The following is a 10,959-nucleotide window of genomic DNA, read 5'->3' as shown; positions in this document are numbered from 1 at the left end:
TGCCGGATTGCTGCATCTGGCGGCAGATGTCGGCGGAGGCGAGTGCGGTGCCGCTACGTTCCCAGCGCAGCACCTCCTCGGTGCGCACGCCCAGCGACTCGCCCGAGCGGCAGGAGCCGAAGCACGCGAGGATGAACGCGGGCTCCAGGGGGTTGCCGCGCAGTGCGTCGAGGACGCCCAGGGCCTCGTCGAGGGTGTAGACGCGCTTTGAGCGCTCGCGGGTCTTGCGGGTGGGCATGGTGTACCTGACGCTGGCGGCGAACGGGTCGAGCGGCAGGCGGATGAAGGTCGAGACGCAGGCGTAGACCTTGCGCAGGGTGAGCAGGGCGGTACGAGGTCGCGGGTGTTGGGGGCGAGCGTCCCCGCCTCGACCTGTGCGGCCATCTTGGGGGCGAGCCACGTCTCGTAGGCCTTGGCTATGGTGGGCACGGGCGCGTCGTCGGCGTGCTCGACGTGGATGCGGTCCAGCTCCGCGCACGCCTCGCGGTAGGTGCCGTACACGGTCTTGGTCTTGCGCCTGCGGCCCTGCGGCGTGTTCTGCATCCAGCGCAGGACGTACTTCTTGCCGCGCCTCATCTCGGTCACGGAGCCCCAGACGCGGCGGCGCTGCTTCTTTGTCATATAATCAGATCCGTTCAGATCGCGGGCTTATTCTCCGTTTCGCCCGGTTCTGACTCCGGCCCCGTCTCACGTTCCAAAGTGCAGGGGCCGTCTCCTTAGTCTCGGGACCTCGGCATCAGCCTGCGGTCCCGAGATTTTTTGCTTTCATGGGCATCACCTCCCTGCGATGAGCTGCGGTCAGCTCGGACCGCTTGCGCGTCGGGCTATGACTCCGCCCCGTCTTCTGGCAGTTCGCCCGCTATTCCGTCGTCGGCCTCTATCTTTGCTATCACGGGGCTGCCCTCGAGGGTCGAGAGTTGGCTGATAGCCATCTCTCGTAAATATGCCGCCCTCTGCCTGCGGTCGATTCCCCTTTTGATCAGTTCGGCGTTCATGCTTTCGAGGTTCGCGAGGACGAGCAGCTGGTGCAGGCTCGCCTCGTCTCGGATGTTGCCCGTCGCGCCTTCGTGCGACTCCCTCCACTGCTTTGCCGTCATCCCGAACAGGGCGACGTTGAGGACGTCCGCCTCGTTTGCGTAGGTGTAGCCCTCGACCTGCCGGCTCATGCTCGGCTTCAGTAGGTTCTCCTTTACGGCGTCGGTGTGTATGCGGTAGTTGATCTTCGAGAAGAGCCTCTTCTCGTTCCACTCGCCGGAGATCCTGCTGTTCTCGTCGCTCTTCAGGCGCTGGTAGTCCTTGATGACGTAGAGCTTGAATTCCGGGGAAATCCACGAAGCGAACTCGAATGCGATGTCCTTGTGGGCGAACGTGCCGCTCGCATACCTCCCCCTCTTGGTCCTTATGCCGATGGCGTTTGTCCTCGAAATCCACTTCGTTGGCGTCAGGGTGAAGGAGTTGAGCCCGGCCTCTTCCCTAAAGGCATCGAATTCGATGCCTTTAAAGTCGGGGTTGTGGAGCGACTCCCAAACACCGAGGAACTCGATGGTGTTCCTGTTCCTCATCCAGTTCTGCACCACCATCTTCGGCTCATCGCTCTTGTACCTTGCAATGTCCGTGAGTGAGATGTAGTCGTCCCCGCTGCCGGTCGACGCGACCCCGATCTCTATACCGAGTGCGTTGATCTTCTCGATTGCCTCTTTCGGAGCCATCCGCGCTCCTCCGTTCTTCCAGTCTGGTTGGCAGGGGCCCGGTCGGCCCCAATGTTTCTACCTCTCGTCCCGCTCGCCCATGTACCAGACGACGCGGCCCTTGCAGACCACGGGCTCGTCGCCCGGCCCGGCGAGGATGTCGTCGTACTCGCCGCTGTGGCTGTCCGCTGTGAGCATGACCGTCGAGCGGCCCCGGATGTAGTTGCGCACCACGGCGCCGTAGTCGGCCGTCTCGGCGAGCACCGGCTGGCCGTTGACCGGCTCCATGTCGGGGTCGACCAGCAGCAGGGCGTCGTGGGGGAAACGGTTGTCCATGCAGCCGCCCTGGGCGTGGACCATGAACCCGCGCGGGTGCGCGTCGGCGATGGAGGCGGGGACCTCGACCTCGTCGGCGAGGTTCCCCTCGTCGCACGGCTCGCCCATGTGCGCGAAGCCCAGCAGGGGGACCATGCGCGAGGTGCCGCTGATGGCGGCCTCGGAGGCGTCCTCTCCCATGAGGTCGGCTACCGTCGTGTCGAACAGAACTGCAATTTCCGCCATCTTGTCTAGGCGCGGCTTAGACCGTCCGCTTTCCCATGCTCCGATGGCCGCTGCCGACACGTCGAGCTTTTCGGCAATGTCTAGCTGGGTCAATCCTGCTTTTGTGCGTAGCGACCGGAGCTTATCACCAAATTCCATAGTGCCTCCTAACTGGGTTACTTTCATCCTAAGCAAAAATAATTTTAGTTAAAAGCAAAAAGTAATCGTGGTATGACCCAAATTAGATTATAATTAGGTCAACGAAAGGAGGAACGGATGCAGAGCCTTAAGGAGTTTCGAGAAGCTGGGGCCAAGCGATTCCAGAAAAAGGAAATCGCCGCAGCTCTGGGAATAACCGAGCCAACACTCACAGCCATCGAGGATGCGCAGGCAGACAAGCTAACGCCCACAATGGCGGACAAGCTAGGCAAGTACTTCGGCATTGACGGCAATATTTTTTTGGGTATCGACCCTAAATAATTAGGGTGCAAACGAAACGGAGAGAACCATGAACGAGAACTACATCGACATCGAGCTGGGCGGCTGGAACATCCCCGAGGCCATCACGGTCGAGGCCGCCGACGAGCAGCCCCGCGACTTCAGCGACTTCGAGCTCTAGGGGAGGGCGATATGATTCAACTGATTATCGGAGCAGGCCTGGGACTCGGCGGCGTGGCCGCCGCCGTCGCCATCAAGCGGTATAACGAGGCCGAGCGCGAGAAGGCCGCCGGGCCCGCGGACTGTTGGGGCAACAAGTACGAGGCCCGCATCGTCTCGCCCGCGTGCGCCCTGCCCCTCATCCTTGTGGGTGCCGTCATCGCCGCCACCGCCTGCCTCTACACGCAGGACACCGGCGAGGTCTGCGTCATCCGCAACCTCGGCGGCTCGCTCGCCGGCTCGACCTCCGAGGCCGGTTTCCACGCCAAGGCCCCCTGGCAGGACGTCGTGACCTACGACGTCCGCAACAACCTCATCAACTTCTACGGGGACACCGACTACGAGGTGGACGGCGGCTCCTACGAGGGCAAGCAGGTCTCCATCAACGACAAGTCGGGCGCCAGCGCCAACATCGACATCCAGGTCAACTACTCCCTGAACCCCGACGCCGCGCTCAGCGAGTACGGCACGCAGGAGAGCTTCGTGGAGAAGTACATCTCCAACGACGTCCGCGCCGTCACCCGCGAGGTCTCGGGCGGCTTCGACACGGTGACGATGCTCACCGACCGCTCCCAGTTCACCAAGGCCGTCCAGAAGGCCCTCACCGAGAAGTGGAAGGGCATAGGCCTCACGGTCGAGCAGGTGAGCGTGCAGGACGTCCGCTACCCGAAGAACATCACCAAGAGCTACAGCGAGGCGCAGGCCGCCGAGGTCGCGAAGCAGAAGGCCCAGAACGAGCAGGAGACGGCCAAGGTCGAGGCTGAAACAAAGAAGATCGAGGCGCAGGGCGAGGCGGACGCAAACGCCGTCCTCGCGAACTCGCTCAACGACCAGGTCCTCCAGCAGCACTACATCGACGCGCTCAAGAGCATCGGAAAGGACGGCAACCTCGTCGTCGTGCCCGAGGGCTCCCAGCCGATCGTGGGCACGAAGTAGGGGCGGTGGAGATGTTGAATCTTATCCATGCGGTCGTCCGGGTCTTCCTCGACGTTCTCGCGGTCGCGTTCGTACTAGAGCACACCCGCGAGCTTCATGAGAAACATCGCGAGATCAACGACGCGCCCAAGCAGGTCGCAGGCGTCGTTGATGAACCCGGCGAGGACGATCGCGGCGCTGATGCGAGGGTGCCGCTCGACCCAGTCGACGAGCCGCACGAGTAGGGGGCCCGCTGGTCGGACGTGCTTCGGACGATATGTCTGCTGTCTACGAATCATGGCCCGAAGCCTACCGCGTGCATAACGAGGACACGCGGGTGTTGCCGCTCAGGCAACCCGCGGGCCCCATCACCGGGGCGGCACCGTTGCCTCGCGGCTCTCCAATAACCATCCGCGGGGACGTTCCCTACCGGTGCCGTGCCGGGGGCGAGGCCCCGAAAGCAAGCGACAAAAAAAGAGCCGCCCGGTGTGGAAAGCGGGGACGGCTCCAGACCTGAAAGGAGGTCACTCATGGATTCTAGCAGAGCCAAAACGTTCCAGCAGATGGCCGACGAGCTTGGCATCAGGCACAAGCTGATGTACACGCTGCGCGAGGCGTCGAGGGTGACGGGTGTGCCCTACGACACGCTGCGCATCGAGTGCAAGGCGGGCCGCCTGCGCTCGCAGCTGCCCGAGGGGCGCAAGGTGGGGCGCATGGTGCGCCCGGAATGGGTGGAGCAGTGGATCGAGGAGGGAACGCATGGCATCGAGGCTGCTTAGGTGCGCTGGGTTCGTTGCGCTCCTGTTCGCGGTGTACGCGCTCATGCCGTACGTCCTGCGGGCGATGCTGCTCGCGGCGGATGGCATCCGCGTGGCGCTCGGGATGGGGTCGGTACTGTGACCGGCAGGCGATTCGCGTTCACCGTCAAGTTCGCGGCGGGCAAGCAGCGCCATAGGCTCGACCGGCGCCACGCACGGATGTACACGCCGACCGAGACGCTGAGGGCCGAGCGGGCCATCGCGGCGGCGTGTCGGGAGGCGATGGCCGAGGCTGGCATCCAGCTCATGCCCTTTGGCCCGCACGAGCCGGTGATTCTCAACGTCGACGCCTACCGTCCGCTGCCGGAGAGCCGGCCCAAGCGCGTGCGATCGGAGCCGGACACCTACAAGCCGGACGGAGACAACGAGGGCAAGCTGGTCATGGACGCGCTCAACGGGCTCGTCTGGGCCGACGACGCGCAGGTGGTCGACTTGCACGTGGTAAAGCACCCCAGGGTGCGCGGGCAGGCCGAGCGCATGGACATATCGATAGCGCCCGGTTGGTCCGGGCGCAGGGACGAAACGGAGGAAATGTAAATGAAGCGAAAGGCATTCAAGGAACTCATGAGGCAGGCCGTGGGCAACGTCCTCATCAACACGGAACTCAACGCCGATGCGCTCAAGGAGGAGGTCGACCCCGCGGTGCTCCGCGGCGTCGCCTACGGCATGGCGGTCGCTCCCGTGCTGATGGACGAGGAGCCCATCGAGTTCGACCGCGACTTCTTGGCCGTCATCATCGCGTACGGCAAGGAGTGCGATGACGTCTACGCCGAGAGCGGCGCCGTCGCCACTATCTCCAAGCTCTACGGATGCGAGGTGAGCGTCGATGAGTAACGAGGTCATCGAGTTCAAGGACGATGCGGGCATGCCCGTCAAGTTCACCTCGCAGGACATCCGCGAGCGCCTGTGCCCGAACGCGACCGACAGCGAGCTGGCGCTGTGCGTGGAGCTTTGCAACCGCCAGCACCTGAACCCCTTCACTAAGGAGGTCTACCTCGTCAAGTACGGCAGCGCGCCGGCGAGCATCATCACGAGCTATCAGGTCTTCAACCGCCGCGCCAACCGCCAGGAGAGCTACGGCGGCATCAAGAGCGGCGTCGTGGTGATGCGCGAGGGGCAGATCGTCAAGAAGCGCGGCAGCGCCGTCTACAAGCAGATGGGCGAGCAGCTTCTCGGCGGCTGGGCCGAGGTCAAGTTTAAGGACGGCAAGGAGCCGGCCTACGTGGAGCTGGCGCTCACCGACTACAGCACGGGCAAGAGCAACTGGGCGAAGATGCCGGGCGTCATGATCGAGAAGTGCGCCAAGGCCGGCGCGTGGCGCCTTGCCTACCCCGACGAGTTCGGAGGGATGTACACGGGCGAGGAGATGGACCAGAAGGTCGCGCAGGACATGCGCGCAGGCTCTCAGACCGTCGAGGCCGAGAGCGTCGAGCCCGTGGTCGACCTGCAGCCCGTGCGCGACCTGTTCAAGCCGTTCATGGCGGCGACCGGGCTCGACAGCGCCGGGGCCATGGCCGCCATCTGCGCCGCCGTGGGCTGCACGTCGGGCTCCATGCACGACATGACGCTCATGCAGGCGCGCCGCGCGGCCTCGTGGATGGAGGAGGAGATCGCGGCACGCAAGGCACAGCCCGAGCCCGCCATCCCCGAGCCGGAGCCCGCGCCCGTCTATGAGCCCGCGCCCGCCGAGTATGCGACCGACGACGACCTGCTGGGAGACTTCTAATGGCAGACGAGGTTTTGGCGGTCGAGGCCGTGCCGCTCGAGGAGGACTTCGACACGCTGGTGGCGTCGCTCGCCATCGACGACACGCTCGAGGACAAGCTGGCGAAGCTCAAGAAGAACGTCGATGAGAAGCTGGCGGACTACGTGGACGTCAAGCACATCGAGAAGGACGAGGACTTCAAGGCGGCGAAGAAGTACCGCGCGGCGGTCAACGACGTGAAGAAGCCCATCGAGGCGCAGCGCAAGGCCGCGAAGAAGAAGTACAGCGACCTGCTCAAGACGTTCGACAAGACCATCGGCGAGATAACGGCGCCCATCGACAAGCTATCCGATGAGTACAAGGCCGAGATCGACCGCTACGACGGCGAGTGCAGGGCCCGTCGCCTCGCCGCGCTCAGTGGCCACTACTACGACCTCGCGGGCGAGATGGGGCCGCTGGTGCCCTATGAGCGCATCGCCGACGACAAGTGGCTCAACGCGAGCTTCGGCGAGGTCAAGGCCAAGAACATCATAGAGCGCCGCGTGGGCGAGCTGCTGCACCAGTTCAAGTTCGTCAACGGGCTGGACTACGCGGACGAGTCCGAGAAGGCGTGGGCCGTGGCGTGGTGGACGAGGACGCTGCCGGCGGACTCGGGCGAGGTTGCGGCTGCGGTCGTCGCGCATCGCGAGGAGGTCGCCAAGGCCGCCGCGCTCGCGGCGACCTACGAGCAGGCGACGGCGCCCGCACCGGAGCCCGAGCCGGAGCCCGCGCCGCTGCCGCCCGACCCCGAGCCGATGCCCGTCGAGGAACCTGAGCCGCCCTTGGGCGTGCCGAGGTGTGTGCGGGTGGTCCCGTCGCGCCCCGAGCCGGATGTGGCCGAGGATGCGGCCCCAGCACCGCAGAGGGGCTACCGCGTGGTCATCGAGTGCGCCACGGCGGACGAGCTGCGCCGCGTGAGGGCCGTCATGGTCGAGAACGGCATCCACGGACACGTAGAGAGGATGTAGGACATGGGAGAGAGCAAACTGCCGCCGACACGAACACCAGAGCAGCGCAAGGAGGCGATGGCGAGGGCCATCCACACGCGCCGCGAGCGCGCCGCGTTCAAGGCGGCGTGCAAGGCGGGGAACATCCCGCCCGAGACGGCCATCGAGGCACCCATCGCGGCAAAGCTCAAGGTCGAGGAGTTCGCCCGCTCGTTTCCGGGCATCGGCCCGGTCACGGCGCAGAAGATCGTCAAGGCGCTTGACATCCCCGATGGTCGCCGCGTGAGCGGCCTGGGCTACATGCAGGGGCCGCGCCTTGTCGCGTTTATCAAGAACAACATGACCGCGAAGGAGGACGGGCAGTGAGCATCAACCGAGTGAACATCAGCGGCAACCTCACCCGCGACCCCGAGCTTCGCGCCACCGCCGGCGGCACGCAGGTCCTGTCCTTTGGCGTGGCGGTAAACGACCGCCGCCGCAACGCGCAGACGGGCGAGTGGGAGGACTATCCCAACTTCGTCGACTGCACCATGTTCGGCAACCGCGCCGAGGCCGTTGGCCGTTTCCTCGCCAAGGGGATGAAGGTCGCGATCGAGGGCAAGCTGCGCTACAGCTCTTGGGAGCGCGACGAGCAGAAGCGCTCGAAGCTCGAGGTTATCGTCGACGAGATCGAGGTCATGGTGCGCCGTGAGGGTCAGACGCAGGCCCAGCCGCAGCAGAGCCTCGCGGACACGGTGCCCGTACAGCCACAGGCGCAGGCCGCACCGCAATGGAGCGCCCAGCAGGCCTACCAGCAGGCCCCGCAGGCCGCGCCGCAGCCGGCGCCCGCCCAGCAGCAGCTGGACGTGTACGACGAGGACGTGCCGTTCTGATGAGGCACGTACCCGACATCATCCGCGACCACTGGGAGGCGGCCCTGTTCGCCGCCTCCTTCTCCGCGGGTTTCCTGTTCTTCTCTTCGCTTCTATGGGGGTGGTTCTGATGGCCAACGACTTCACGGTTTTCGCCAGCTCGATAGCCGAGCTCTACGACGATTACGACCCGAACGACCCCGAGGACATGAGGGAGCGCATGATGCTCGCGGACGCGGTGCTCATGTACGGTCTTCACGGTGTCGAGATCGAGCTGCCCAAGAGCGTCAAGAGGGCCTTCAAGGGGCTCAAGAACGCCATCGACAACTCCAAGAACAAGCGAGAGCAGGCCAAGAAGGGCGGCAGGCCCCGCAAGGCCAAGGCCGAGCTGGAACCTGAACCCGAGCCTGAGCAAAAACCCGAAACCGAGGTTTCCGAAAGCGAAAACCAAGGTTTTGAAAACGGGAAACCTAGGTTTTCAGAACCCGAAACCGAGGTTTCCGAAAGCGAAAACCCTAACCTAACCTGTCCTAGCTTAGCTTTACCTAGCCTAGCTTGTGTTGATGGTACGCGCTGCGGCGGCGACGCAGACAGCTTCGCCCCGCCGACCCTCGACGAGTGCCGTGCGTATTTCGCCGCCAACTGCATCAGCGGCGACCCCGACAAGTTCTGGGCGCACTACGAGTCGCAGGGCTGGATTCGCTCGAACGGGATGCCCGTGACCTCGCTCAAGGCCGTGGCAATGCTGTGGAACGGCAACCAGAAGCGCCTCGACGCCGAGGCCCATGCCCGCGGCAAGCCGACCGATGCCGAGATTCAGGCCGCCACGTTCAAGCCGACGAGGACGCCCGAGCAGACGAGGGCGGAGCTCGAGCGCAGGTGGCGCGAGGAACATCCGGGCATCGACCCGGCGAAGGTGAAGGCCCCGAGGGGGACGACCGCCGACCCGGTGGCGCTCAAGGCGTACCGGGACGCGCGGCGTCTGCTGGATGCGAGGGCCGCATGCGAGAGGAGGGCGTCATGAGCTTGGACGCCGAGAGGAGCGAGAACATGGGCAGACCGAAGGGGTCCGCGAGCATCTACGACGACGGGCCGCGCAGTGCCCGCTGCGAGACGTGCGGGTTCTGCGCCGTGAGCGAGGCGGTCATGACGGCGTCTGGCGAGAGCCGCAAGCGGTACACGTGCATGCGCTGCCCCGACTTCGTGCACGCCACGCAGGGGCTCGCGAGGTGCAACTACTGGGAGGCGCGACATGAGGGCTGAGTCGCTGGACGGGCGCGGGGGCTACGTGCTCGTGTGCGGGCAGTGCGGCAGGCGGTTCCGCACGGCGTACAGGAACCAGAGGTACTGCTGCGGGTGGTGCGAGAACGTGGCGCGAAGGGACGCGAGCAAGCGGCCCGTGGACGTGTACCTCGGAACGAGGAGTGAGTCGGGCCGAGAGGTCAACGCCATGCGTGCGGCGCTGGCGGAAGGGAGGCGCATCTGATGCGCGACGGATACAGGTTCGAGTTCGGGGCGCTCGATGAGCCGGATGCACCCAAGGCGCAGGCGCTCAAGCCGCTCGAGGAGGCGGCCGAGGTATACGGCGCTTGGCAGGATTGCGACGACATGCGCCTCAGTCCGATCATGACGGCGCGCAGGGAGTACCGCCAGAACCTTATCGACGAGTGCATGGACGTGGTCCAGGCGGTCGTCAGCCTGCTCGACGCCGAGGGGTTCACGCAGCAGGACGTGGACGCGGCAATCGAGCGCTGCAACGAGAGGAACCGAGAGAGGGGACGTCTGTGATGGAGACTTTGGATCAGATCAATGCAGACGCGGTCGAGGTGTTCCATTTCGACCGCGAGTGCAGGCCACAGGACAGGGCGCACGCCTATCTGGGGAAGTACCGCGTCAGGCGCGGCTACAACGACACGGCGATGCAGGTCGCGGTGACCGACATGATCGAGCGCGCCTACGAGGCGGGAAGGGCGGAGGTCGCCGGCGCGAACCTCGTGCAGAACCTGCGCCGCCAGCTGACGAGCATCGAGGCGACCGTCGGGGATGCCATCGACCTGCTCGACGAGAGCGTAGGGGGGGGCGGACTGCGATGAGTGACTCGAGGGTTGGCGGCTACCCGATGGGGGTGACCGACGCCACGATAGAACGCTGCTACGGCGGGGCCTACGAGCCCAGGATGTGCGGGAACTGCAGGCATTTCTGCAGCAGCGACATCCACGTCGACTACGGCTACTGCCACCTCGGGTTCGAGCGCGCCTACGACGCAGAGGCGCCTGACCGCAAGAAAGGGTTCTGGCGCCTGGCGAAGTGGGCCGTGGCGTGGCTCATGGAGAACCTGCTGTACTGCGAGGACGAGTGCGGCGAGTGCCGCGACTACGAGGAGTTTGGGCTATGAGTGTCGAATTGCCGAGAGATGCCGAGGGACGAGAGATACCTCTAGATACCGTGGCACTGTTCAACCGTGTCGGGAACGTATATAGCATCGTGCGCTGGACATTCACCACGGACTTTGATTTGAGTGACGGATGGTCGAACAAATGGCGTGCGATTACCGACCGTGGATTTGCACTCGACCCAGCACTCGTGTACCTCACCACGCCAGACACATGGGAGAAGCTGGAAGAGGATTTGGGCAGGGGCGCGGACGCGCTGAATTATGAAGCCTGCGCCTATTTTGGCAAAAGTGCGTGCGACTGCTCATCGTGCATCGCCGACAAAGGCGAAACCTGCGAAAGGATTGTCATGCGTGACATCGCCGACCGCATCCACAAGCTGAGGGGTGAGGGCGATGCCTAGCGA

General features: G+C 64.7%; 21 protein-coding genes. 18 read left to right on the top strand and 3 right to left on the bottom strand.

Translation table 11 applies throughout. The annotated features are described in order from the left end of the window. The 3 genes from ACT84W_RS04875 to ACT84W_RS04865 all read right to left on the bottom strand — a co-directional run. On the bottom strand, positions 1-400 hold a 400-nt coding region (locus tag ACT84W_RS04875), incomplete at its 3' end, for a hypothetical protein (protein WP_444328394.1). Between the two features lie 424 nt (positions 401-824). Then, positions 825-1,709, bottom strand: a complete 885-nt coding sequence (locus ACT84W_RS04870; RefSeq protein ID WP_444328393.1) for a KilA-N domain-containing protein — start codon at positions 1,707-1,709, stop codon at positions 825-827. A gap of 57 nt (positions 1,710-1,766) precedes the next feature. After that, positions 1,767-2,387 carry a helix-turn-helix domain-containing protein gene (locus ACT84W_RS04865; RefSeq protein WP_444328392.1) on the bottom strand — a complete coding sequence of 207 codons (621 nt, stop codon included), beginning with the start codon at positions 2,385-2,387 and terminating at the stop codon, positions 1,767-1,769. Positions 2,388-2,504: 117 nt separating this feature from the next. On the opposite strand from ACT84W_RS04865, the gene ACT84W_RS04860 reads away from it, so the two are divergent. The 18 genes from ACT84W_RS04860 to ACT84W_RS04775 all read left to right on the top strand — a co-directional run bounded on the left by ACT84W_RS04860 (position 2,505) and on the right by ACT84W_RS04775 (position 10,956). Beyond that, on the top strand, positions 2,505-2,708 hold the full coding sequence (locus ACT84W_RS04860) for a helix-turn-helix domain-containing protein (protein WP_444328391.1): 204 nt from the start codon (positions 2,505-2,507) through the stop codon (positions 2,706-2,708). A gap of 150 nt (positions 2,709-2,858) precedes the next feature. Beyond that, positions 2,859-3,821 carry a prohibitin family protein gene (locus ACT84W_RS04855; RefSeq protein WP_444328390.1) on the top strand — a complete coding sequence of 321 codons (963 nt, stop codon included), beginning with the start codon at positions 2,859-2,861 and terminating at the stop codon, positions 3,819-3,821. A 5-nt stretch (positions 3,822-3,826) separates the two neighbouring features. After that, positions 3,827-4,045 carry a hypothetical protein gene (locus ACT84W_RS04850; RefSeq protein WP_444328389.1) on the top strand — a complete coding sequence of 73 codons (219 nt, stop codon included), beginning with the start codon at positions 3,827-3,829 and terminating at the stop codon, positions 4,043-4,045. Between the two features lie 285 nt (positions 4,046-4,330). Continuing rightward, the gene (locus ACT84W_RS04845) at positions 4,331-4,579 is read left to right on the top strand and encodes a hypothetical protein (RefSeq protein ID WP_006234222.1); all 249 of its coding nucleotides are present in this window, start codon (positions 4,331-4,333) and stop codon (positions 4,577-4,579) included. Beyond that, positions 4,560-4,700 carry a hypothetical protein gene (locus ACT84W_RS04840; protein WP_444328388.1) on the top strand — a complete coding sequence of 47 codons (141 nt, stop codon included), beginning with the start codon at positions 4,560-4,562 and terminating at the stop codon, positions 4,698-4,700. The genes ACT84W_RS04845 and ACT84W_RS04840 overlap by 20 nt, the downstream gene beginning before the upstream one ends. After that, positions 4,697-5,155, top strand: a complete 459-nt coding sequence (locus ACT84W_RS04835) for a RusA family crossover junction endodeoxyribonuclease (RefSeq protein ID WP_444328387.1) — start codon at positions 4,697-4,699, stop codon at positions 5,153-5,155. The genes ACT84W_RS04840 and ACT84W_RS04835 overlap by 4 nt, the downstream gene beginning before the upstream one ends. Further along, positions 5,156-5,452 carry a hypothetical protein gene (locus ACT84W_RS04830; protein WP_444328386.1) on the top strand — a complete coding sequence of 99 codons (297 nt, stop codon included), beginning with the start codon at positions 5,156-5,158 and terminating at the stop codon, positions 5,450-5,452. Continuing rightward, a complete protein-coding gene (bet, locus tag ACT84W_RS04825; RefSeq protein ID WP_444328385.1) occupies positions 5,445-6,344 on the top strand; it encodes a phage recombination protein Bet in 900 nt (299 codons plus the stop codon). Before ACT84W_RS04830 ends, bet begins: the two co-directional genes overlap by 8 nt. Next, entirely contained in the window at positions 6,344-7,330 is a 987-nt protein-coding gene (locus tag ACT84W_RS04820; RefSeq protein WP_444328384.1) for a DUF1351 domain-containing protein, read from the top strand. Before bet ends, ACT84W_RS04820 begins: the two co-directional genes overlap by 1 nt. A 3-nt stretch (positions 7,331-7,333) precedes the next feature. Continuing rightward, positions 7,334-7,675: an integration host factor, actinobacterial type gene (gene mihF / locus ACT84W_RS04815; RefSeq protein ID WP_444328383.1), complete on the top strand. Its 342-nt coding sequence runs from the start codon at positions 7,334-7,336 to the stop codon at positions 7,673-7,675. Beyond that, positions 7,672-8,181, top strand: coding sequence for a single-stranded DNA-binding protein (locus tag ACT84W_RS04810; protein ID WP_444328382.1), 510 nt, complete (start codon positions 7,672-7,674; stop codon positions 8,179-8,181). The genes mihF and ACT84W_RS04810 overlap by 4 nt, the downstream gene beginning before the upstream one ends. A 109-nt stretch (positions 8,182-8,290) precedes the next feature. Beyond that, positions 8,291-9,184 (top strand): hypothetical protein, encoded by an 894-nt coding sequence (locus ACT84W_RS04805; protein ID WP_444328381.1) that lies wholly within the window; start codon positions 8,291-8,293, stop codon positions 9,182-9,184. 26 nt (positions 9,185-9,210) lie between these two features. Continuing rightward, positions 9,211-9,423, top strand: a complete 213-nt coding sequence (locus ACT84W_RS04800) for a hypothetical protein (protein WP_444328380.1) — start codon at positions 9,211-9,213, stop codon at positions 9,421-9,423. Then, complete coding sequence (locus ACT84W_RS04795) at positions 9,413-9,646, top strand: hypothetical protein (RefSeq protein ID WP_444328379.1); 234 nt, start codon at positions 9,413-9,415, stop codon at positions 9,644-9,646. The genes ACT84W_RS04800 and ACT84W_RS04795 overlap by 11 nt, the downstream gene beginning before the upstream one ends. Next, positions 9,646-9,948 (top strand): hypothetical protein, encoded by a 303-nt coding sequence (locus ACT84W_RS04790; RefSeq protein WP_444328378.1) that lies wholly within the window; start codon positions 9,646-9,648, stop codon positions 9,946-9,948. Before ACT84W_RS04795 ends, ACT84W_RS04790 begins: the two co-directional genes overlap by 1 nt. Positions 9,949-9,956: 8 nt before the next feature. Then, positions 9,957-10,253: a hypothetical protein gene (locus ACT84W_RS04785; RefSeq protein ID WP_444328377.1), complete on the top strand. Its 297-nt coding sequence runs from the start codon at positions 9,957-9,959 to the stop codon at positions 10,251-10,253. Continuing rightward, positions 10,250-10,555, top strand: a complete 306-nt coding sequence (locus ACT84W_RS04780; protein WP_444328376.1) for a hypothetical protein — start codon at positions 10,250-10,252, stop codon at positions 10,553-10,555. The genes ACT84W_RS04785 and ACT84W_RS04780 overlap by 4 nt, the downstream gene beginning before the upstream one ends. Next, positions 10,552-10,956, top strand: a complete 405-nt coding sequence (locus ACT84W_RS04775) for a hypothetical protein (protein ID WP_444328375.1) — start codon at positions 10,552-10,554, stop codon at positions 10,954-10,956. Before ACT84W_RS04780 ends, ACT84W_RS04775 begins: the two co-directional genes overlap by 4 nt. The last annotated feature ends 3 nt before the right edge of the window (positions 10,957-10,959 follow it).

It is taken from the genome of Paratractidigestivibacter sp. (assembly GCF_052362415.1).
GTDB lineage: Bacteria > Actinomycetota > Coriobacteriia > Coriobacteriales > Atopobiaceae > Paratractidigestivibacter.
The sequence above is the reverse complement of the archived record's forward strand: the minus strand, read 5'-3'. Positions and strand labels throughout refer to the sequence as shown.